This is a genomic window from Streptomyces apocyni (genome assembly GCF_009739465.1).
GTDB lineage: Bacteria > Actinomycetota > Actinomycetes > Streptomycetales > Streptomycetaceae > Streptomyces > Streptomyces apocyni.
Genome location: NZ_WHOM01000040.1, coordinates 49,925 through 73,363, shown reverse-complemented (window position 1 = coordinate 73,363; position 23,439 = coordinate 49,925). Strand labels below are relative to the sequence as shown.

Genomic DNA, 23,439 nt, shown 5'->3' with positions numbered 1-23,439 from the left:
GCGCCGGAGCAGCGCCGAGGCAGGAGAAGGGGGGTGCCCGCGGCGGGGTGCGCGGTCTATCAACCGCACACCCCGCCGCGCGGGCCTCAGCCCCGGGGTACTTCGGTGGGGAGGCCGAACAAGGCCCCGGCCAGTTCCTCAATCTGGTTGTCGGTCAGGGCGCCTTGGAAGGTCCAGACGTCATCGACCGCGCCGGGGAAGTACTCGCCCCAGGCGCCGTTGGTCTTGGCCCGGCCGACTTGGAGGGACTTGGTGGCTTTGAAGGACAGGACGTTCTCGCCCCAGGACAGCTGGTCCTCGCAGCCTGCCTCGTCCGCGCTGCCGTCGCCGTCGGCGTCGGTGCAGGCGATCTCCTGGAGCGCCCCGTTGACGTAGAGGCGGGTCTGCTTGGCGAAGCCGTCGTAGACCATCGTCAGGTGGTTCCACTCCCGTGCGTCGAAGAACTCGCTGTTGGTGACCCGTGCGACGGCGGGGGAGGCGGTGTCCTGGTCCGGCATCGCCAGCTCCCAGTGGCCCAGCCCCTCAGGGTCCTTCGCGTCCGGTACGAAGCGGACGTTGAACGCGCTCTGGCTCGCGCCCTCCGCGCTCACCAGCGACACTCCGTCTTCGGGGATGGCGGCCGCCTGGGCCCAGGCGGTGACGGTGAAGCTCGTGCCGGTGTTCACTGGTGCGCCCGCGGTGGCGGCGTAGCTGTCGGTGCCGTCGAGGACCAGGCCGTTGTCGCCCATGAACGCGCCCTCGAAGCCGACCTCCGCGCCGCCGTGCAGGGTCATGTCCTTGTCCCAGGCGGAGGCGTCCGGTGAGGTTCCGGTGGTGCCCGCGCTGGCCTGGTCGAACTTCCAGCGGCCCTTGACCAGCGGGCGCTGCTGGAACAGCTGGTGGGCTTCCTCGGCCGAGACGGGCCGGTCGAAGATCCGGACGTCGTCGATGCTGCCGGGGAAGTGCTGCTTGAGCTGGCCGCTGTGTACGGTCGCGCCGATGAACATCGACTGGTTGGCGTAGAACGACCCGTCCGTCTGTGTGGAACCGGCCTCCTGGCCGTTCACGTACAGGGTGAGGGTGTCGGTGACCGTGTCATGCACGCCGGTCAGGTGCACCCACTCCTTGGCGTGTGCGGTGGTGCCGGTCGGCTGCATCGCCCGGATGATCTTCGCGTCGCTGCTGTCGCTGGCCCACTGGTTGAAGATCCACCGGTCGAAGTAGGCGGAGTAGTAGAGCTGGAAGCCGGGCCGCTCCTTGCCCTCCTGGGCGACAAGCACCGCCGGGCTTTCCGGCTTCTCGTCGAGCTTGGCCCAGGCGGAGACGGTGAAGCTACGGGAGGTGTTCACATGCGGTCCGCTGGTCTGACCGATCTTCGCGTAGCCGTCGGTGCCGTTGAACCTGGCGGCCTTGCCCGCCACGCCCGGCTGCCCCGGGGTGACCCCGCCGTGGAACTTCGCGGGCAGCACCCCACCATGGCCGGTGATCTCGGTCGTGTCCGCGGCCTCGTCCAGCGGGAAGATCGCCACAGCGGGGCGGCCTGGGTCGCCCACCGTCTGGTGAACGCCGAGCTTGTCGACCTCGTCTTGGGCCAGCGGCTTGTCGAACAGCTGCACCTCGTCGATGGTGCCCGGGAAGAAGCTCTTCATCTCACCGCTGTAGGTTCCGGCGCCGAACTGCAGGCCCCGCCGTGCCTGCCAGGGTGTGGCATACGGGGTCTGGCCGACCAGCTTGCCGTCGACGAACAACTCCAGCACATCGCGGCCCGAGGAATAGGAGCCCACCAGGTGGGTCCACTCATCCGCGCTCGCCCCGCCGGGAGCATCGGCCATCGCCCGGATGATCTTCGCGCCGGGCTCGTCAGCGGCGTACTGGTTGAACACCCACCGGTCGAAGTACGCCGAGTAGTACAGCTCGAATCCCGGGCTGTGGTTGCCCGGCTGCGCGGCGATGATCGCGGCCTCGTCGGGCATCTGAGACAGCTTCACCCACGCGGAGACCGCGAACCCGCCACTGGTGTTCACGGCCGGGATGTCGGTGGCCGCATAGCCACTGGTGCCGTCCAGGTGCAGGGCGGTGCCCTTCTTGCCCGCCGCGCCCATCGTGGCCCCGCCGCGCAGGGTAGCGGTGCGCGCCGGAGTCGAGCCCTGCGCCTCCGTGGCGCCCGCGCCCTCGTCCAACTGCCAGGTAGCCCGCTCGGGCTGACCGGCCTTGACCCGGAACTGGTAGGTGCGGATCTCGCTGCCGTTACCCGCGGTGTCGAAGGCCTGCGCGGTGACGAAGTTCAGGCCCGGCTTGCCCGGCAGCACATTGACCGCCTTGGCCGCACCACCCGAGGTGGTGATCTGGTTCTTGGAGCTCGGGTCGGTGTTGATGCCGTACCGGTAGCGGTTCACGTCCGACGAGGACGAGTTCAGCGTGAACGTGCCGTACTGGCCCACCCCGTCCAGCCACGGGTCGTCCGGGTTCTCCGGATCGGAGGCCGGATACTCGCCCGAGGAGATCGCCGGAGCCTTCGGCACACTCGTGTCGTACACGAAGTAGCAGCCGGTCGGATCGCCCGCGTACGACCACGGGGAGTACTGCGCCCCGTCATGGGACCGGACGTACCAGTGCACGGTCTTGTTCGCCGGGATCGACGACGGCAAGCTGATCGCGAAGTCGGAGCCGGACTTCTTCGCCGAGGTCCGGGACGGCTTCCAGCGTGAGATCAGGCCCTTGCCGTCACCGGAGTCCCACTTCGCCTGGAACTGCACCGACACCCCGTCCTTGTCCGGGTCGGTGACGTTGTTCGCGTAGATCTTGCCCAGCGTGCGCACCCGCGCCTTGTCGGCGGGCTTCTTGCACACCCCGCCGTACTCCATCGTCAGCTGCGACATCTTCACCTGCGGCGGCGGGCGATTGTACTGCACCCGCAGAAACGCCTCGTCCGAGAACCGCTTCCAGCCGTACTTGTCGGACTCGGTCGTCGCCCGCAGCCCGAACGTCATCGTCGACCACTTGCCGTCCGCGGCCTCCTGCACCGCCGACTTCACATTGAACTCCGCGTCCTTGGCCGCACAGCCGCTGTAGCCATGGGCGAACGACTCGGTGGCCAGCTTCTTGACCCAGAACCCGGACGCGTTCTGCGAGTTCCACGTCGTCTTGTCCGAGATGCCCTTGGTACGCCACAACTGCACCTCACGCTTGGTGCACGAGGCCGAGTGCACGTTGCGCACCACGAACTCCGCCGACAGGATCGACCGGCCCGCGAACTTCGACGTCGGAATCCGGTAGAACAACCGCTTCGTGTCATGCGGCGCACAGTAGCTCCAGCCGCAGAAGCCAAGACCCGCGTCCGACTTGCCGTTGAACTTCCACTGCGGCGACGACGCCCAGTACTTCGACGCCATCGTCCACGCCGACGCCCCCGGCGCATGCCACTGCGGATCGATGAACACCGGATACTCGGTATCCTTACCTGTCAGCAACTCTCGGTCCGGCCTCAGCACCAGCTCCCCACCATCGGCGGGCAGTTCCACACCCACCGGCGCCAGCTTCCCGGACTCACCCGCACCCGGCTCACCGCCGCCCTCAACCTCAGCCTCACCGCTGCCGTCGGCAGCCGCAGGAGTGCCGACAGCCGTGCGCAAGCTCTTACTCGTGGGCACGACAGCCGTGCGGACCTGCGGCACGCCATCGGAGTCACTCGCGTCCGCCACGGTGCGGCTGGAGTCCCACATCACCGGCTTCAGCGCCTCGAACACCACACCCTGAGCACCCTTGTCGACCGCCTCCAGACCGCCCCCAACACCTTCACGGACGTCCATGCCGTCCGCCTTCAGCTTCAGTCGCAGCTCCCTGAGCTCCGAACTCGCCGCGGCTTTAGCTGTTTTGACGACCAGCAGTTGCGTGAAGCCGTCCTCCTGGGCCCCCATCCGCAGATCGACGCCCGGCAGCACATCGGCATAGGTGGCCGTCGCACCGTCCGTCTTCGGCGCGGGCAGCCTGCCCGGCCACGACAGCGCCAGCTCCCGGCCGGCCTTCGTCATCCGTACCAGCGGACTGTCCCCGCCACCGGAGAACTCCAGCCCTACCGTGGTCGCCTTCGGCGCGACCGTCCCGCCAGGCGACTTCACCAGGTCCGTGTCGACCGGCTTCCACTCACCGCCAACTCGCGCCCACACCGGACGGAGGTACTCCCGCGCCTCCAGGTCCCCCTCGGGCGTGACGAACACCTCGCTGCTCTCCCCACGCAGCGACGCCACCTCCACCGGCTCCCCGGTCCGCTTCGCCTTCGCCCGCGCCGCATCCTCCGACAACGGACCATCCGGCCCATCCGCAGCCGTCGGCTTCGCGGCATCCCGGCCCGCCGGTGGCTGTACCGCCGACGCCCCCTCGGCCCCCGACAACAGGCTCGCAGCCATTGCAGCACTCAACGCGAAAGCAAAAGCTCCCCCGACGCCACGCATACGCGCATGCGTCCCCATCCGTTACACCCCGCCCACAACATGAAGATTTTCTAAAGAAACGGAACGCCCACCCCAACACGAGAGAAACCCGCGGTCCAGGCCAACTAAGCGGACATCCCGGACTAGTTCCCTCCGCGCTGTATGACCATCGACACGTTTAAGGGTGGTTGTACGAGATTCGGACGCGATCACATAACCCTGAGGTCACGCAGCGATCACGCGAGGAAGGGGGCTCCCGCCAGCCCCAGCCACCCTCCTAATCTCGGACAGCGCCCAACGTGACCTCGATTACGGTCGCCACGCGTCGCACAACCCTCGACACGCACGTTGGTCTTCACTTACCCAGCGCCGCCCCCCATTGAGATCTGTCACTGGGCGAAACGTCCACCATTGACAGAACCTCACAGGTCATGACTTCATTGCCGAGCCTTCCAGGCTGTGCGATTGGGAAGCAGCGCGATGACCGGCGCTGCTCGGAGCCACGCAAGCAGTGGTCTGCGACGCCGCCAGCGGTGAGCGGCACGGCCACTGGTGGGGCGCTCGGCGTCCGTGATGCACCCGGGCCGGAACGGCGAACCAACTCGTAGCACCACCAGAAGGGCTCAGTAGGACATGCGGGCGCGTTTGAAGATCCACGGGGAGCGTCTGCTTCCGACTGCCGTCAGGGAGCGCCGGGAGGCGGAGCGGCAGGAGGCCGAGGCGAAGCTGCGCGAGGCCGAAGACGCAGCGGCGGCTCGGCAACGGGAAGCCGAGGCCGAAGCGGCAGCCCAGAAGCGTGCCGAGCAGATCGCCAAGCGTCGGCGGGCGATGCTCGAATCGGACAGCGCACTGCGCGAGTTCACGGTGGACGGTACGGCCTACTACGGCCGGGTCGTCGACACCTTCACCGCCAGTGCGGCGTCCGCCCACAATCTCGGCCTTGTCGTCAGCGCCCTTGAGGCCGCCGGAATCGACTACTTCGTCGTCCCCGGGCTCTCCCACTCGCAGCACGTACTGGGTGTGCGCTTCGACGACCGCAAGCGTTTCCTGGTATCCCTGCGGGAGCTTTACGGCGGCTCGCCCCTCTACATAGCTAAGCCCAGCCCCGAGGGACTGCCCGCCGAAGGCACGCTGTACGCGGACGGCTCCCTGCCGACCGAGATCAAGCGATCGCACACGGTCAGGCTCGGGGAGATCCTGCTGGGACCGGCGGGACAGGTCCTCGCGGATCTGGAGTTCGGCTGCGATGTCGAGTTCTGGCGCGACGGCGAGAAGCTGCTGGATCTCGCGCCGGAGAAGGCCACCGAGCGGATCAAGCTGCTGCTGCGCCAGAATCCCGCGGAGGTCATGACCGACGCGCTGGTCGCGCCACGCCGCAACGCCGTGGCCGAGGTGCTGCCCGCCCCGGCACGGACTCCGGCGACTCTCACGGTGCGAGAGCGGACGCTGCCCTCGTTCCCCGATTTCCTGGCCCCCCGTGTCGACACCGTCGATTTCCCCGTGGACGTCGTCTACACCTGGGTCGACGGCAACGACGCGGAGCTCACCGCGAAGCGTGACTCGTACCGCACCGGTCTCGCCCCCACCGCCTCCGCAAGGGAAACCGGAGCCTCCCGCTACGTCAGCCGGGATGAGCTGAAGTACTCGCTGCGCTCCCTCCAGATGTATGGGGAGTTCATCCGGCACGTCTACATCGTCACCGACGGGCAAACGCCGTCGTGGCTCGACCCGGACGCCGCCGGAATCACCGTGGTCGACCACAAGGAGATCTTCGCGGACCCGTCGGCCCTGCCGGTCTTCAACTCCCATGCGATCGGCTCCCAACTGCACCGCATACCGGGCCTGTCAGAGCACTACCTGTACTTCAACGACGACGTCTTCCTCGGCCGACCCGTGACAGCTGAGCACTTCTTCCACGGCAACGGCATCGCCCGGCTCCCCTTCTCACCCTCCCAGTTCGGCACCGGCGACCCACACCCCGACGAACCCGCGCCGAGCTCTGCGGGCAAGAACGTGCGACGCCTCATACTGGACTCACACAGCCGCTTCATCACCAACAAGTTCATGCACACCCCGCACCCCCAGGTCCGCTCGGTGATGCAAGAGATCGAGGAGCGGTACGCCGACGAGGTCGACCGCACCAGCCGGTCCCGGTTCCGCGCGCCCACCGACATCGCCATGGCGTCCTCCCTGCACCACCACTACGCCTACCTGACAGGCCGCGCGGTCCCCGGCACATACCACTTCCGCTATGTCCACCTCGGCAAGGACGACATGGAGCAGCGGCTGGCGGAACTGCTGCGGACCCGGCGCTTCGACTTCTTCTGCCTCAACGACGTCGACCTGCCGGCGGAGGACCGCCAGCGCGTCGACGAACAGGCCCAGGAGTTCATGGAGAGCTACTTCCCCTATCCCAGCTCGTTCGAGCGCTCGGCGTAGACGCGCGCGGGGCGACAGTGATCCACCTCACATAAACTTTCTGTGAAGTTCAGGGCAACCATTCACAGGGGTCACGGGTCATGCATGCGTAACAACGGCCACGCCTGCGTCCCCACAACGCGGCAGCGGCCTCTACAAACTTTTGCGCTGCGATATCGCAGCACACCGGAATTCTGAGGTCTTGATGAAGCTTCGCCGTGCCGTGGCGGTTGCCGCCGCGACCGCTGTTATCGCCCCTGCCGCTCTGCTGGCCGCCCCGATGGCCTACGCCGATGACACCAAGCCCGCCACCTCCGAGTCGACCGAAGAGACGACCGGAGGCACCGGCTCCGAGGGCTCGAACGAGACCGAGACGGAGACCGAGGAGGGCGCCGGGTCCGAGGAGTCCACCGAGGGCGAGGGCTCCGAGGAGGAGACCACCGAGGACGAGGACTCCACCGAGGGCGAGGGCTCCAAGGACGGGTCCACCGAGGAGGAGACGGCCGAGGGCGAGGGCTCCGAGGAGGAGACCACCGAGGACGAGGACTCCACCGAGGGCGAGGAGTCGGACGACGAGAACTCCGAGGACGCCGAGGGCGAGGACAAGGGCGAGGACGAGGACTCGGATTCCGACAAGGACAAGGACTCCGACAAGGACGAGGACTCGGACTCCGACGAGGACGAGGACGAGGACTGGGACGAGGACCTCCTCGAGGAGTGCACCGACACCAAGGTCGACCTCGACATCAAGGGTCTGCCCGGCAAGATCGCTGCGGGTAGCGGCTGGCACAAGTTCAACCTGACGGTGGCCAACAACTCGGACGCCACCCTGACGGACCTCGTCTACGTCGCCGGCGCATCCGCCGACAAGGACGGCGTCGACATCTTCAAGAACAACCAGGTCCAGGTCCAGGCCTACAACAACGACTCGAACGCCTGGGAGACGCTCGGCGCCGAGTACGGCTACGCCGTCGACGTCGTCGGCTTCACCGACCAGCTCAAGCCGAACCACTACGTCGACATCGCGATGCGCCTGAACGTCAAGGCCAGCGCCCCGGTTGGCGCGGGCTTCTCCCTCGGCGGCAGCGCGTACAGCGACTCCGACGCCCGGTGCGAGGGCTGGGGCGAGACCGCGTACAAGTTCCAGATCGTCGCCTCAGGTACGGACACGGACGGCACCAAGCCGCAGACCGGTGGCACCGTGCCGGTCCCGGACAAGAAGCCCGACACGAACAACGCCCCCAAGGCGACCGGTGAGCTCGCCGAGACCGGTTCCAGCTCGATGCTGCCGACCATCGGTCTCATCGGCGGTATCACCATCGTCGCCGGTGCCGGTGTCATGTTCGCCGTGAAGCGTCGTCGTGGCGAGGACTCGGGCGCCGTCGCGTAAGGCACAGCCTTAAAGGCACAGTCTTAGCGGACCGCCGCTGAAGTAGCACAAGAGGACCTGCGCTCGGAGGGGGGCGCAGGTCCTCTTGTGTGTGGCTACCTCTTCGGCTTCTTCGGCGGGACCGTCGGCATCCCCAGGAACGGCAGCCGCAGCGCCCCGAAAGCGTCCGCCGGGACGGCCGGTGCCTTCGGTGCCACCGGTGCGAGCCGAACGTACCCCGTGCCCTGGGCCGGACGCGGGTCCTGCTCGCCCTTGTTGGGCCACAGGGACATCGCGCGTTCGGCCTGTGCGGTGATCGTCAGGGAGGGGTTGACGCCCAGGTTGGCCGTCACCGCCGCGCCGTCGACCACCGAGATGCCCGGGTGGCCGTACAGCCGGTGGTACGCGTCGATCACCCCGGTGTCGGCCGAGTCGCCGATCGGACAGCCGCCCAGGAAGTGCGCGGTGAGCGGAGTGCCCATCAGCTCACCGATGTTGGAGCCGGGGAAGCCGTTGATCTCCTCGGCGAGCAGGCTCGCCGCCTGGGTCGCCTCGCGGATCTGCGTCGGGTTGGGCGCGCCGTGACCCTGGCGGGCCGTCAGCAGCCCCTTGCCCAGCCCCTTCGGCTTGCGGTACGTGGTCAGGGAGTTGTCCAGCGACTGCATCACCAGGCCGATCATGGACCGCTCCGACCAACGGCGGTTGGACAGCGACCTGAGCGTGAGCACGGGGTGGCGGGCGCAGTTGCCCAGCCAGCCCAGGACCCGGTGCGGGCCGTAGGGCACCTGGAGGATCGTCAGACCACCCATGGAGTTCGAGCCCTTGCCGTAACGCACCGGCTCGATATGGGTGTTGGCGTTCGGGTGGACGGAGGACGTGATCGCCACTCCGCGCGTGAAGTCGACCTTCGCACCGCTCTTGGCGCTCGCGCCGCCGTGCTTCTTGCGGTAGCGGCGGTCAGTTGTCTGCGCGCCCACCAGTCCCTCAGAGTTGGTACGGGTCAGGTCGCCGAGCCGGGCGGACAGGCGCGGCAGCAGACCCGCGTCCTTCATACGGTGCAGGAGCGTCTGGGTGCCGTAGGTGCCCGCGGCGATCACGACCCGCCGCGCCTTGTACGTACGGCCTTTGCCCTTGCGCTTGTTGTCGGTCGGGAGGGTCGCCACCGCGAAGCCGCCCCGGGAGTCCTCGGTGACGGCGACGACCGGCGTCATGGCGTGGACGATCGCGCCCGCTCGTTGTGCGAGGTACAGGTAGTTCTCGTTCAGGGTGTTCTTGGCGCCGTGGCGGCAGCCGGTCATACACTCGCCGCACTCGGTGCAGGCCCTGCGGGCCGGACCCGCCCCGCCGAAGTACGGGTCGGGGACCTCGGTACCAGGACCCACCTTCGTAGCCTCCCCCGTGGCGTCGGCGTCGGCGTCGGCGTCCGCACCGTCACCGAAGAACACCCCGACCGGGGCCATATGGAAGGTGTCGCCGACGCCCATCGCCTGGGCGACCGCCTTCAGATGGACGTCCGACGCGGTCACGGTCGGGTTCAGGCGGACGCCCAACATCCGCTGTGCCTGGTCGTAGTACGGCTTCAGCTCGTCCTGCCAGTCCGTGATGTCCTTCCACTGCGGGTCGTTGAAGAACGCCGCGGGCGGTACGTAGAGGGTGTTGGCGTAGTTGAGGGAGCCACCGCCGACCCCCGCGCCCGCCAACACCATGACGTTGCCCAGCAGATGGATGCGCTGGATGCCGAACAGGCCCAGCGCCGGGGCCCACAGGAAGTTCTTCAGGTCCCAGGAGTTGCGCGGCAGCGAGTCACGCGTGAAGCGCCGCCCGGCCTCCAGGACGCCGACCCGGTAGCCCTTCTCCGTCAACCGGAGTGCGGACACCGCGCCGCCGAAGCCGGAGCCGACCACGATCACGTCGTAGTCGTAGCCCTCGTAGCCGTCGCCCTCGTAGTCATAGCCCGTGTTTTGGGCAGACTCGTCCTGTGACACCGGTACCTCCCGAGAAAAGTGCAGGTCAGCGGGTTGAGCTGAGCACGGTCCGTCAGCGCAGGCGTAGCGCCTTCATCGCACGCAGGCTCCGGGTCATCAGCCGCGCGTACTGCTCGTCGTCCATGCCGAACGACGGCGCCAGCGGCATCACCCGCTGGTGCGCCACAGTCTGCGCCTCGGTGTACTTGAGGATGCCCTCGGAGCCGTGCCGACGGCCGAGGCCCGAGTCCTTCATGCCACCCATGGGCGACTGCACACTGCCGTACGCGGGCCCGTAGCCCTCGTTGACGTTCACCGTGCCGGTACGCAGCCGGGCGGCCACCGCGCGGCCGCGTCGCCCGTCCTTCGTCCACACCGACGAGTTCAGCCCGTACGGGGTGGCGTTGGCCCGCTCGATGACCTCGTCCTCGTCCGTGAAGCGGTAGATCGAGACGACCGGGCCGAAGGTCTCCTCGGTGCAGACCGCCATCGGCGCCTCGACGCCGTCCAGGATCGTCGGCTCATAGAAGTACGGACCCACATCCGGGCGGGCCACCCCGCCCGCGACCAGCGTGGCGCCCTTCGCGACGGCCTCGTCGACATGCCGCCGTACGGTCTCCAACTGGCGCTCGCCGACCAGCGACCCCATCTCGGCGCCGTAGGCCAGGGACCTGCCGAGCCGCATCGCCTTCGTACGAGCCGCGAAGCGCTCCACGAAGGTGTCGGCGATCGACTCGTGGACGTACAGCCGCTCGATGGAGATGCACAGCTGGCCCGCGGAGGAGAAGCACGCGCGCACCGCGCCCGCCGCGGCCTTCTCGATGTCCGCGTCCTGGAGCACCAGCATGGCGTTCTTGCCGCCGAGTTCGAGTGAGACGCCGACGAGCCGGGCCGCGGCCCCCTGGGCGACCTCCCGGCCGGTGCGGGTCGAGCCGGTGAAGGACACGTAGTCGGCACGCTTGACGAGTTCGGGGCCGACCACCGGGCCCTCCCCCAGCACCACCTGGAAGACCTCGGCGGGCAGTCCGGCCTCGATCAGCAGGTCGCGCGCCCACAGCGCGGTCAGGCAGGTCTCCGTGTCGGGCTTCATCACGACGGCGTTGCCCGCGACGAAGGCGGGCAGGGCGTCGCCGACGGAGAGCTCCAGAGGATAGTTCCATGGCGCGATCTGGCCGACGACGCCGCGCGGAACGCGGTTCTCGACGACCTTAGTGAGCATCGGTACGACGCCGGTGTGGCCGCGCGAGTGCAGATAGGCGGGCGCCTTGCGGCCGTAGTGGCGGGCGGCAACGGCGACCGCCTGGACCTCTTCGTGCGCGTGCAACCGGGCCTTGCCGGTCTCCAGCTGGATGAGGTCGAGCACCTCGGCCTGACGGGCCAGGACCAGGTCATGGAAGCGGAGCAGGACGGCGGCCCGCTTCCGTACGGGGGTCGCGGCCCACACCCGCTGGGCGGCCCGGGCCCGTTCGAAGGCCCGGTCGACGTCATCCGGTGTGGACTCGGGCAGGTCCGCCAGCTTCTCCCCGGTGAACGGCGTGTGGTTGGCGGTACGGCCCGAGCCCACGACGTCCCGGGTGAGCTGGGCGATCAGCTCGGGGGTGACCACGTCGGGCGCCGTGCGGGCGCCTTCGGGTGCGGGCGCGAGCGGGTTCGTACCGACCGAGTTCGTACCGAGCGGGTTCGTGTCGAGCCGGTTCGTACCAAGGGCCGGGGAGGGGGCCTGGGAGTCCGTCATGAGCGTGAGCGTACGGGGAGGCCAGGCGTTTGGGTACCCGTCGGTAACGGGCTTTCACCACGCGCACACCACGCGCACACATCGCGCCAGCGATCACTGGCACAAAGCCCCTGATCAGGGGCTTGTCCCCAGCAGCCGTGCGCTAGCTCACTCCTTGCCGATCTCCAGTTTGTCGAGGACCGACTGCGCCACCTCGCGGCCGCGCTCGGCGAAATCGCCCTTGCCCGGGTAGTCGATCCGCACGCGGTACATGTCGCCCTCGTCGCTCCGGTAGTAGAAGAAGCGCGTCTCGCGGGGGGCTGGCTTGTCCGGGTCGAGGCTGATCCTGCTGTTCGCGTACGTGACGAGGTTCTCGGCGGCCTTCTCCTCGCCCTGGAACGGCACGTTCGGCGTGTACTCACCATCCGGGGCGGGGTCCTTGACCGCGTTGATCAGGCTGGTACTGCCGCTCTTGATGTCCTCCAGGTCCTTGCTCGCTTGAGCGGACGCGGTGCTGGCAATCCGGTCGAACTTGTCGTCCGCCTTCCGGTTGACGTCCAGCTCAACCACGATCGCCCCGCTGGGGTCGGCATAGTTGACCCGCTGCTCGTCACTTGAGGAGCTGCTACGTGGCAGCTCCTGGTAGTGCTCGGGAAGCGCCAGCGTCGCACCGAAGCCCTTGGGCGAGCGCTCCTTCCAGGAGTCGGCCTCGGACGTCGAGGACGCGAACGGATCGGTGATGACCAGCACCACGGCCACCGCCACCGCGACCACGGCCGCGCCGACCGCCAGCAGGGTCTTCCGCCCGACCCAGATGCCGCTGCGGCCACCGTCGCCACGGCCGCCCGGGGCGCGGACGGTCTGGGTGGCGGGCTGGGGGACGGGCTGCGGGGGGTTCGCCGCCGCTTCGAGCAGCTGGCGGACCTGCGCGGCGTTCGGCCGCTGGCTGGGGTCCTTGGCAAGGAGCTGGTTGATCGCGTCGGCCAGCGGCCCCTGCGCGGCGGCGGGGGCCGCCGGGGTCGCGTTGAGTACCGCCTGCAGCGTCGCGGGCGGGTTGCTGCGGCGGAACGGCGAGACGCCCTCGGTGGCCGCGTACAGCACCACACCCAGGGCCCACAGGTCACTCGCGGGCCCAGGCCGCTGGCCCAGGACCCGCTCCGGGGAGATGAACTCGGGCGAGCCGATGAACGACCCGGTGTCCGTGAGGTTGGTCTCGCCCGCGATCTGGGCGATACCGAAGTCGGTGAGGACGACGCGGTCGTGACGGCCGAGCATGACGTTGTCGGGCTTGACGTCGCGGTGCAGGACGCCCGCCTGGTGCGCGGCGTCCAGCGCGTTCAGCACCTCAAGGCCGATCCGGGCGGCCTCGCGGACGCCGAGGGTGCCCTCCTGGAGGGCCGCGCCCATCGAGCGGCCCTGGACGAACTCCATGACGATCCACGGCTGGCCGTCCTCGACCGCGACATCGTGGACGCTGACCACGGCCGGGTGGTCGAGCCTGGCGGCGGCACGGGCCTCGCGACGCATGCGCTCGAACGCGGTGGCGCGTTCGCGTTCGGGAAGGTGGTCCGGGATGCGGGGTTCCTTGACCGCGACCTCGCGGTCCACCGTCTCGTCCTTCGCGCGCCATACGGTACCCATGCCGCCGTGTCCCAGCTTGGACAGCAGGCGGTAGCGGCCCGCGATCAGACGCCCGGCTCCGGGGTCCTGCGGGGCTGCGGGTGACTGAGCGGGGGACGACTGAGCGGGGGGCTGAGGGGCTACGGGCGCCTGCTGAGCCACCTGGGTGGGAACGGCGTGCGGCGCGGGGTGCCCTGGCTGGGGATCAACGGGCTGGGGACCAGCGGGCTGCTGCGCGTACGGGTGGTTGCCGCCCGGCGGCTGGGGCGGCCGCAAAGTGAAGCTGGTGGGCTCGTTGGGGCCGTAGGGAGATCCCCCGTCATTGCTCATGCGCCCATCTTTATCGCGCGGGGCGCCACCAGTTCCAGTCCGGTCACTGACCCGTGACCCCGGACGCCGCTTTTGCCGCGGTTCGCCTCTTTCCTCAGCTGCGCGACGGGGCCTCGCGCGTACGTTTCGGGACCGCCCCGCGCGTACGTCAACGGGGCCGGGGGTGCGGCGCTGCGGGTCCGCTCGCCGGGGCCGGGGTCCTCGCCCCGGTCGCGGCCACGGTCGATGAGCAGGGCCACGGCGGAGATCCCCGCGGCGGCCACGACGGCCACCAGGACGGCGATCAGGACCGTACGACGGCGGGTCAGCCGCACGGGCGGCCACCCTGGCGTCCGGGCGAGTGGGGCGAGTAACCGGAGCGGCGACCACCGCCGCGCCGGGGCGGCGGCCGGGGCCCGGCCGCCGGGCGGGGCTGAGCGGCTGGACAGGGCGGAGCGACTCGGCGCCGGGGCCCCGCCCCGTCCAGCCATCACCGCCCCGGCCACCGCCCCCGCCACCACCCCCTTCGCCGTCGTCACGTACGCCCGCAGCAGCCGCTCCGCCTGCGCCGTATCGATCCTGCGGTCCGGGTCGCGCTCAAGCAGCCCCCGTACGACAGGCAGCAGCGGCCCCGCCTCGGGCGGCGGCCGTACGTCGTCCATCAGAACGGCGTGCACCACCGCGCCCAACGAGTCCCGGCGAAAGGGCGACTGCCCACTCAGCGCGGTGCACAGCAGCACCCCGAGCGACCACAGGTCGGACGCGGGTCCGGCCCGCCCGCCTGAGATCCGCTCCGGCGCGGTGTACTCGGGCGACCCGACGAACGACCCGCTCTCGGTGAGCGTGCTGAATCCGGCGACCTGCGCGATCCCGAAGTCCGAGAGCACCACGCGGCCAGTACCCGCCTCCAGCAGTACATTGCTGGGCTTGAGGTCGCGATGCAGCACCCCGCTGGCATGCGCCTCCCGTAACGCGCCCAGCAGGGCCAGACACAGTTCCGCCGCGTCCACGGCGGTGAGCGGTCCATGCCGGGCAAGCCGGTCGGCCAGCGAACCGCCCTCGATCAACTCCATGACGATGAACGGATGTCCGTCGTCGACCACGACATCGTGCAGGACCACCACGTGCGGGTGTCTGACCTGGGCGACGGTGCGGGCCTCGCGCAGGGTGCGCTCGCGGTGCTGCCGGGCGTCGTCGGCCGGAACCGTCTCCTCTATGTGCAGTTCCTTGACGGCCACCTCACGGCCGAGGAGTTCGTCCGTCGCACGCCAGACAACACCCATCCCGCCCCGGCCGAGTGGGGCCGCCAGGCGGTAGCGCCCCGCGATCAGGCGGCCATGGACGCCATGACTGGTCATGCACTCATCATGCCCATTGCTGCGTACCGTCCAGCCAGCGCCCTCATCCCGTGGACCCACGCCCCCATCCGGTGGACCCACGCCCTCATCCCGTGGACCCGCGCGCTCATCCCGATCCGTGCGCTCATCCCGTCGGACGGTAGGTATCCGACGCCTGCTCGAAGAGCCGCGTCACCTCGTCGCGCTCGGACTCCGGACCCTTGACCATGACGATGTGGTAGCGGCCGTCGACGATCATCGCGCGGTTGCGTACGTACACGTCGTCGCCCGACTCCCGCCAGGTGAACTGCCCCTCGGCCATCACCCGGTCACCGATGTTGATCTTGCGCAGTCCGGTCGCGGTGGACCAGGTCGAGTCCCGGAAGGGCTGTAGCTCGCGCTCCGTCTCCCGCTGGTACCGCAGCGGGTCGCTGCCGTCGCCGCTGGTGCTGTCCCGGCCCGGTACGACCGTCAGCTCGAAGTCACCACCGGTGTATCTGACCTGGCTGTCGCCGTTCTTGCCCTGCCGGGACCAGCCGCTGGCCACGGCGACCTCGAAGCCCTCCGGGTCCTTACGGAGCACGAAGCCGTCGGCGACCTGAGGGACGCTGCTCTGCGGGTCCGGCGTCGCGCTGTCCGTCGCACTGTCCGTGGGGCTGTTTCCGTCCGTGGCGTTGCCCGTCTCGGCTGGCTCGCCTGACTGCCCCGGGGACTCCGGGGCCGGATCGGACGGTGGCGCCGACGTGGCCCCGCCTGGCTGCCCGGCGCCCGCGTTCCGCGCGTCACCCGAGCCCTGGGACTCCGCCTTCGGCATGAAGAGCATGGCGTACGCGATCGCCGCGGCCATTCCGAGCAGGACCAGCAGGAGCAAGGTGCGGCCCAGCCGCCGCGAACTCCGCGGGCCCTGCGGGCCCCGCTGCCCCGGGGTCCGCTGACCTCGCGGCCGCTCGTCGAGCCGCTCCCTCTTCTCCCTCTTGCCCGGCTTCTCCTTGAGCCTGCCCCTCTTGTGGCGGCCGTGCGCGTCACCGTTTCGGCGCCTGCGGACCAGCTCGCCACGACGGCGTACGACGGGCAGCTTGCTGGCCTCGACCGCCGGGAGCGGCACCACGTTCGTCCCGGCCTCCGGCTCCGGCGCGGACCTGACCAGGGAACGCAGCCAGCCGCGCAACTCCTCGAAGTCCGGCCGCTCGGTGGGGTCCTGGCGCAGCAACGACTCCACGACCGGCCGCAGCGGGCCGCACTCCTCGGCGAAGGCGGGCGGCTCCGCGCAGACCAGCTGGACGAGTTCGTACGTACTGTCCTCGGGGTACGGGGCATGGCCCTGCAACGCCCGGAACAGCAGCGCGCCCAGCGCCCAGAGGTCGGTGGCGGGTCCGACCGGCGCGGCCAGCTGCCAGTTCTCGTGTACGGGACCGGCCTGCTCGGGCGCCCACCGCTCGGTGACGGCGCCGACGACGGTCATCCGCGCCTGCCGCGCCCGCTCCAGCGCCAACGGCGTCGCGGGGCCGCGCCGCGCCTGCCCGTTCCCCACCAACGCGTCCCAGCCCTGCGTGTCTTGCCCCTCGCTCCGGCCCTGACCCTGGCCCTGCTCTTGGACCTGGGCTTCGTAGGCCTCGTGGGCCCCGTAGGCCTCGTGGGCCTCCTCGGTCTCGCGCTGGGCATCCGCCTCGGGCGCCGCCGCCTCCACGGACGTCCCGCCGCGCGCCGTCGCCGCTCCGCGCGGCACCGCCCCGTGCCACCCGGGCCCGGCTCCCGTGGCTGGGCTGTCGCCCGGCAGGCGGCCTACGCGGAAGTCCCTGATGTCACCCGGCTGCTGACCCGACTGCTGCCCCGGCGCGGTGGCGGCATTCGACGGACCACCGCCGACTCCGTACGGGTCGGAGATCCGCCCCGAGGGCTGCCGCGCCGCCGCGGCCGCCTTCGCTCCGGCGCGGTACGCCGCGATCGCCCCGGCCCGGGCCGCCCGTACATCCCCCGCGGGCAGCTCCGCGCGGCCCCCGGAGTCGGGCTCCGTACGGGATATGCCCTGGTCCGCAGGCGCGGCCGCCACACGACTGGGCGACGGCGGCCGCGCCTGCGGACCCACTCCCGCACCCAGTCCCGGCCGCCCCGGCCCCGACCCCAACCCCAGTCCCGAACCCGGACCCGCCTCCGGAGGGGCCGCATCGTCGAACTGCGGCTCCGGCACCGGGTCGTAGCCACACAGCGCCTCCTCCGCCGCGCCCGCGGCCAGCCCCGTGAGCATCACCCGGCCGTCGTCGCAGACCAGGACCGTACGCACGGTGATGTTCCGGTGTACCCAGCCGTGCGCGTGCAGCGCGCGCAGCGCGGTCAGCACATCGGAAGCGACCTCCGCCGCCCGATACGGCGACAGCGGCTTCTCCGCGAGCAACGCGGCCAACGGCCGCGCCGCCACCACCTCGCTCACGATCCACAGCGAACCGCCCTCGGCGAACACATCGAAGACCTGGTCAAGGCGCGGGTGATCGGGAATCTGCGCGGCGGCCTGCGCGGCCTCGATCGCGCGCCGCACGGCGGGGTCGGTCGGCCTGCGCGTCGTACGCCCGGAGGCCCGCCGCGGCGCCGGAGCCGCGCGAGGCACCCCGGAGTCCCCCGGGTCCCCGTCGAGCACCTCCGCGTCCACGACCTCGGGCAACGGCACCTGCCGGACCAGGACTTCCTGGCCGCTGTAGGTGTCGAAGGCGCGGGTCTCGGCGAACTCGTACGCGTCGGACGGCGGCAGCGGCAGGCGGTAGCGGTCGGCAAGTACCCGTCCCGCGTAGTCGTCCACGACGCCTCCCCGTCAGCGCGCGCAGCCAGAACCAGTCACGGCCCTGACATCCCAGGCCCAGCTCCCCGCACCGCCATCAATCCGTCAAGTCCGGTCGATTCCCGGCACATTGCGGCTGCGTACGGTCCGCGAGCTCTCACGATACGTGTCCTCGACCCGCCGTGGAGCCGGGTCTTGGCAAACCGCCCCGCTCAGTTCGCGGGCCGGAACGTGTCGAACGACGTCTTGCGCAGCGTGCCGCACTCATCGCCGTCCCACTCCGACACCTTGCAACTGATCATGATCGAGTAGCCGCGGCCGGCGTCGACCTTGAAGCCCCGGTTGAGGACCCGTACCCGCTCGCCGTTCTGCTCACGCTCGAACTGCCAATCGGCCACGGTCGGATAGCCGTTGTAGTCGTCGACCTTGTGGATGCCGAGCAGCTTGAAGTTGGTGCTGCTGCTGGCGACGGCGGGCACCAGCCCCCTCCAGGCGGCGACGGCGTCGTCACCCGGGCTGGAGGTGAAGTCGACCTGGACGCGCGGGAACCCGCCGGACTCGCTGTATATCCGGCCGGAGTTCTGTCCCGCTATGGCCGTCGGGCGGAAGCTCTCGGGCATCGCCATGGAGAAGCGGAACTCGGCGTCAGACACCTGCTTGTACCCGTCGGGCAGGCCATCGTCCCCGGCGTCCTTGCCGCCGTCATCGCCGTCGCCCTTCCCGGCGTCGTCCTGCCCCTTGTCCGTATCCTCGTCGCCCTCGCCCTGGTCGCCCTGGTTGTCCTTGCCGTCCTGGTCGCTCCTGTCCTTCTCGCTGCCCTGGCCGTCGCCCTTGTTGCCGTCCTTGCCCTGGCTCTGGCCGTCGTCGGTTCCGGCGGCGGCGCCGCTCGACACGGACTGGTCGCCGCCCTGGCCCTTGTTGTCCTGCTGGCCGCCGTCGTTCCCGGTGAGCGCGACGCCGAGTACGACCCCGATCAGGGCGAGCGCGGCGAAGGCCGCCACGAGCACCAGCGTCCGTCGCGGCACCTGTCTGACGCGGGCCAGCGCCCCCGACCCGGACGCCGCGCCGGTCCCCGGACGCCCAGGCTCCGAGCGGTTCGTCACCGCAGGACCGGCGCCCGCCGCCGCCATCGCACCCCCGCGCGCGGACTCCGACGGCAGCGGCACCGCCTTCGTCGCGTCCTGCGGCGCCTCGGCCGCCGACTCCTCGGGGGCCGGGTCCGGCGCGTCCAGCACTTCGTTCAGCAGCGCCCGCGCGCCCACCTCGTCGAGCCGCTGCGCCGGGTCCTTGACGAGGAGCCCGTAGATGACCTTCTCCAGCCGGGGGCCCGCGTTCTTCGGCGGGTCCAGCGGCTCGGTCATCACGGCGGTGAGCGTGGCGATCGCCGAGCCCTTGTCGTACGGCGGGCAGCCCTCGACCGAGGCGTACAACAGACCGCCCAGTGACCACAGGTCGGCGGCGGGCCCCGGCTTGTGGCCGCGCGCCCGCTCCGGCGAGATGTACGAGGGCGCGCCGACCAGCATGCCGGTCGAGGTGATAGACGGATCGCCCTCGACCTGCGCGATGCCGAAGTCGGTGAGGACGACCCGCCCGTCTTCGGCGATCAGTACGTTCGACGGCTTCACATCGCGGTGCAGGATCCCCTCGCGGTGCGCGGCGCGCAGGACGTCCAGGATGGCGAGGCCGACTTCGGCCGCGCGCTTCGGCGTCAGCAGGCCGTCCTCACGTACGGCTTCGGCGAGCGACTTGCCCTCGACGAGCTCCATCACGATCCACGGCCGGTCGTCCTCGTCCACGACGTCGAAGACGGTGATCGCGGCGTTGTTGCGGATCCGGGCGATCGCCTTGGCCTCGCGCAGCGTTCGGGTGATGAGCCGCCGCTTCTCCTCCTCGTCGATGCTTGAGGGGAAGCGCAGTTCCTTGACCGCGACCGTGCGGCCCAGCGTCTCATCGACCGCCCGCCAGACGGTCCCCATGCCACCGCGCCCGAGCACATCTCCCAGCCGGTACCGCCCGGCCAGCAGGCGCGCGCCCGTGCCCTGACCGGCCTCCTTCGGCTGCTCCGCCTCCGACATGCGTCCCCTCTGCGTCGCCGTGCCCCACGTTGCCTGTCAGGTCGCCGCAGACAACCAGCCCTGGCAGAGCCCCCATTGTCCCCCATGCCAGGGCCCGCCCCGGCCGGGGGTGGCCCTCTCGGCCCAACGCCACGGCTGATTCCCGCCACACCGCTCTGACCTGCGCACGCGCCCCCCGAACCAGAGCCACGGCGGGCTACGGCGGGCTAGACGTCCCGCCGCGCCCCCGGAGCCCCTCCTACCGCGGCACGATGTCCGGCGCCCCCAACCTCGCCGCGTCGGCGGTCAGATCGTCCGGCTGCCGCTGCGACTCCCGCTCGGCTTCCACCCGCTTCTCGTAGTGCTCCACCTCGCGCTCGATCTGGTCCTTGTCCCAGCCCAGGACCTTCGCCATCAGTTCGGCACACTCCCGCGCACTGCGCGTGCCCCGGTCGAAGGTCTCAATGGAGATACGCGTACGGCGGGTCAGCACATCGTCCAGATGCCGGGCCCCTTCGTGCGAGGCGGCGTAGACGACCTCGGCCCGCAGGTAGTCCTCCGCGCCCGTCAGCGGCGCTCCCAGCGAGCTGTCCGCCGCGATCAGCTCCAGCAGTTCCTCGGTGAGCGAGCCGTAGCGGTTCAACAGGTGTTCCACCCGCACCACATGGAGCCCCGTCTCCGCGGCGATCCGCGCTCGCGCGTTCCACAGCGCCTTGTACCCCTCGGCGCCTACCAGCGCGATGTCCTCCGTGACGCAGTCGGCGACCCGTTGGTCCAGGCCGTGGACCGCCTCGTCCACGGCATCCTTGGCCATCACCCGGTACGTCGTGTACTTGCCGCCCGCGATGACCACCAGGCCCGGCACCGGATGCGCGACCGTGTGCTCCCGCGACAGCTTGCTGGTGGCGTCCGACTCCCCGGCCAGCAACGGCCGTAGCCCCGCGTAGACCCCCTGGACGTCGTCGCGCGTGAGGGGCACCGCGAGCACCGAGTTCACATGCTCCAGGAGGTAGTCGATGTCCGCGCTGGACGCCGCCGGGTGTGCCTTGTCCAGGTCCCAGTCGGTGTCCGTGGTGCCCACGATCCAGTGCCGCCCCCACGGGATCACGAACAGCACGCTCTTCTCGGTGCGCAGGATCAGCCCGGTGGTCGAGTTGATCCGGTCCTTGGGCACCACCAGGTGGATGCCCTTGGAGGCCCGTACGTGGAACTGGCCGCGCTCTCCGACCATCGCCTGGGTGTCGTCCGTCCACACCCCGGTGGCGTTGACGATCTGCCGGGCCCTGATCTCGTACTCGCCGCCGCCCTCGAGGTCCTGCACCCGGGCGCCTACTACGCGCTCGCCCTCGCGCAGAAACCCGGTGACCCGCGCGCGGTTGGCGGCCTTGGCGCCGTACGCCGACGCCGTACGCACCAGCGTGGTGACATAGCGGGCATCGTCCATCTGGGCGTCGTAGTACTGCATCGCGCCGATCAGCGCGTCCTTCTTCAAGCACGGGGCAACCCGCAGAGCATGACGTCGAGTGAGGTGCCGGTGCAGGGGCAGCCCGCGCCCGTGCGCCTTCGACATCGACATGGCGTCATAGAGCGCCACGCCCGAGCCCGCGTACACCCGCTCCCAGCCCTTGCCCTTGAGCGGGTACAGGAACGGCACCGGCTTCACCAGATGCGGAGCGATCCGCTCCAACAGCAGCCCACGCTCCTTGAGGGCCTCCCGTACGAGCGCGAAGTCGAGCATCTCCAGATAGCGCAGCCCGCCGTGGATGAGCTTGCTGGACCGGCTCGACGTGCCCGACGCCCAGTCGCGCGCCTCGACGATGCCGGTGGAGAGCCCACGGGTCACGGCGTCGAGCGCGGTGCCCGCGCCGACCACGCCCGCACCCACGACCAGCACGTCGAGTTCTCGCTCGGCCATCGCCGCAAGTGCCTCGGCCCGCTCGGCCGGTCCCAGAGTCGTTGTCCTCACCGCTGCCTCCCGTCGCCCCCGTGTGGTCGGGCTCACACGCTCGATTCTGTAGCCAACCGCCGACTTCAGCCACCGCCTGTGGACAACACTCCGCAGAATGACACTCCCCAATGCGGCATATCGGTCATATTTACTCCTAACCTGACATTGCGCTCGCTCGTTCTGTCCACAGGGCTTGCGCGCTCCTCCCGCTCCGGCTATTGGGAAGGACGGCCCACCGCCATGCCCGCAGATCTCGCCGTCGTCGGAATCGGCCACCTCGGCCTGCCCCTCGCCCAGGCCGCCGTCTCGGCCGGTATCGAGACCCTCGCCTACGACACCCGGCACACCCCCGCACTCGTCGCGGGCCGCCTGCCCGCGGACGAAGGCCCGCTCACCGCCGCCGACCTGCGCCGGATGCTCGCGGGCGGCTTCCGGCCCACCACCAACGCGGCCGAACTGGGCCGGGTGCGCACCGCCGTCATCTGCGCCCCCACCCCGCTCGGCGCCGACCGCGCTCTCGACCTCACCCAAGTGGCCGACGCGGCCCGCGCGCTGGCCGCCCGGATGCGCCCGCACACCACGGTCATCCTGGAGTCACCCGCGTACCCGGGGACCACCGACGATTTCCTGCGCCCCCTGCTCGAAGAGGGCTCAGGACTGCGCGCGGGCCGCGACTTCCACCTCGCCTACTCCCCCGGCCGCCTGGACCCGGGCAGCCGCACCCACGGCTACACCAACACCCCCAAGGTGATCGGCGGCCTCACCCCGGCCTGCACCGAGTCGGCCGCCGCCTTCTACGGACGGCTCACCGACAAGGTCGTACGCGCGCGTGGCACGCGAGAGGCCGAGACCGTCCACCTCCTGGAGACCAACTACCGGCACGTCAACATCGCCCTGGTCAACGAGATGGCCGTGCTCTGCCACGACCTCGGCGTCGACCTCTGGGACGTCATCCGCTGCGCCGAGACCAAGCCCTTCGGCTTTCAGGCCTTCCGTCCAGGACCCGGCGTCGGCGGCCACGCCGTCCCCCTGGACCCCAACAACCTCCCGCACACCACGCGCACCCCGGGCCACCCGCTGCGGATGGTCGGGCTGGCGCAGGAGATCAACCAGCGGATGCCGCAGTACGTCATCCAGCGCGCCGCGACCCTCCTCAACGAGCACGGCAAGTCGGCCCGTGGCGCCCGCGTCCTGCTCCTCGGCACCACCTACAAACCCGACCTCGCCGACCAGCAGGGCGCCCCGGCCCAGGAGATCGCCACCCGGCTGATGGAGATGGGCGCCACGATCAGCTACCACGACCCGTACATCCCGCACTGGCGTGTGCTCGGCTGCCCTGTCCCGCGCGCCGACTCCCTCTACGAGGCCGCGGCCGAGGCCGATCTGACGATCCTGCTGCAGTCCCACCGCACGTACGACCTCCAGGGACTCGCGGTCAAGGCTCAGCTCCTCCTGGACACCCGTGGCGCGAGCCCGGTGGGCGCGGCGCACCGGCTCTGACGGCCGACCAGGAACGCGCGAAGGCCC

At 70.2% G+C, this 23,439-nt stretch carries 11 protein-coding genes; 3 read left to right on the top strand and 8 right to left on the bottom strand.

Features of this window, described 5'->3' with window-relative positions:
* Positions 1–86 precede the first annotated feature (86 nt).
* Positions 87–4,448, bottom strand: a complete 4,362-nt coding sequence (locus GCN81_RS07665) for a LamG-like jellyroll fold domain-containing protein (RefSeq protein ID WP_407697949.1) — start codon at positions 4,446–4,448, stop codon at positions 87–89.
* A 594-nt stretch (positions 4,449–5,042) separates the two neighbouring features.
* Between GCN81_RS07665 and GCN81_RS07660 the strand changes: the two genes are divergently transcribed.
* Together GCN81_RS07660 and GCN81_RS32240 are read left to right on the top strand one after the other, a co-directional pair.
* Positions 5,043–6,848, top strand: coding sequence for a stealth family protein (locus GCN81_RS07660; protein ID WP_156723009.1), 1,806 nt, complete (start codon positions 5,043–5,045; stop codon positions 6,846–6,848).
* A 184-nt stretch (positions 6,849–7,032) separates the two neighbouring features.
* Positions 7,033–8,217, top strand: coding sequence for a hypothetical protein (locus tag GCN81_RS32240; RefSeq protein WP_231626450.1), 1,185 nt, complete (start codon positions 7,033–7,035; stop codon positions 8,215–8,217).
* A gap of 95 nt (positions 8,218–8,312) precedes the next feature.
* Here GCN81_RS32240 and GCN81_RS07650 read toward each other — a convergent pair whose 3' ends face one another.
* From GCN81_RS07650 to GCN81_RS07620, 7 genes are all read right to left on the bottom strand, one after another.
* Complete coding sequence (locus GCN81_RS07650) at positions 8,313–10,181, bottom strand: GMC oxidoreductase (protein WP_156723008.1); 1,869 nt, start codon at positions 10,179–10,181, stop codon at positions 8,313–8,315.
* 52 nt (positions 10,182–10,233) lie between these two features.
* Entirely contained in the window at positions 10,234–11,895 is a 1,662-nt protein-coding gene (locus tag GCN81_RS07645; protein ID WP_156723006.1) for a succinic semialdehyde dehydrogenase, read from the bottom strand.
* 147 nt (positions 11,896–12,042) lie between these two features.
* Positions 12,043–13,824: a serine/threonine-protein kinase gene (locus GCN81_RS07640; RefSeq protein ID WP_156723004.1), complete on the bottom strand. Its 1,782-nt coding sequence runs from the start codon at positions 13,822–13,824 to the stop codon at positions 12,043–12,045.
* A complete protein-coding gene (locus GCN81_RS07635; protein ID WP_156723002.1) occupies positions 13,821–15,161 on the bottom strand; it encodes a serine/threonine-protein kinase in 1,341 nt (446 codons plus the stop codon). The genes GCN81_RS07640 and GCN81_RS07635 overlap by 4 nt, the downstream gene beginning before the upstream one ends.
* Positions 15,162–15,285: 124 nt before the next feature.
* Entirely contained in the window at positions 15,286–17,931 is a 2,646-nt protein-coding gene (locus tag GCN81_RS07630; protein WP_156723001.1) for a protein kinase, read from the bottom strand.
* A 191-nt stretch (positions 17,932–18,122) separates the two neighbouring features.
* Positions 18,123–19,985, bottom strand: coding sequence for a serine/threonine-protein kinase (locus GCN81_RS07625; protein ID WP_156722999.1), 1,863 nt, complete (start codon positions 19,983–19,985; stop codon positions 18,123–18,125).
* 238 nt (positions 19,986–20,223) lie between these two features.
* On the bottom strand, positions 20,224–21,930 hold the full coding sequence (locus GCN81_RS07620; RefSeq protein WP_156722998.1) for a glycerol-3-phosphate dehydrogenase/oxidase: 1,707 nt from the start codon (positions 21,928–21,930) through the stop codon (positions 20,224–20,226).
* Positions 21,931–22,152: 222 nt separating this feature from the next.
* Here GCN81_RS07620 and GCN81_RS07615 point away from each other — a divergent pair, with 222 nt between their 5' ends.
* Positions 22,153–23,412: a nucleotide sugar dehydrogenase gene (locus GCN81_RS07615; protein ID WP_156722996.1), complete on the top strand. Its 1,260-nt coding sequence runs from the start codon at positions 22,153–22,155 to the stop codon at positions 23,410–23,412.
* The last annotated feature ends 27 nt before the right edge of the window (positions 23,413–23,439 follow it).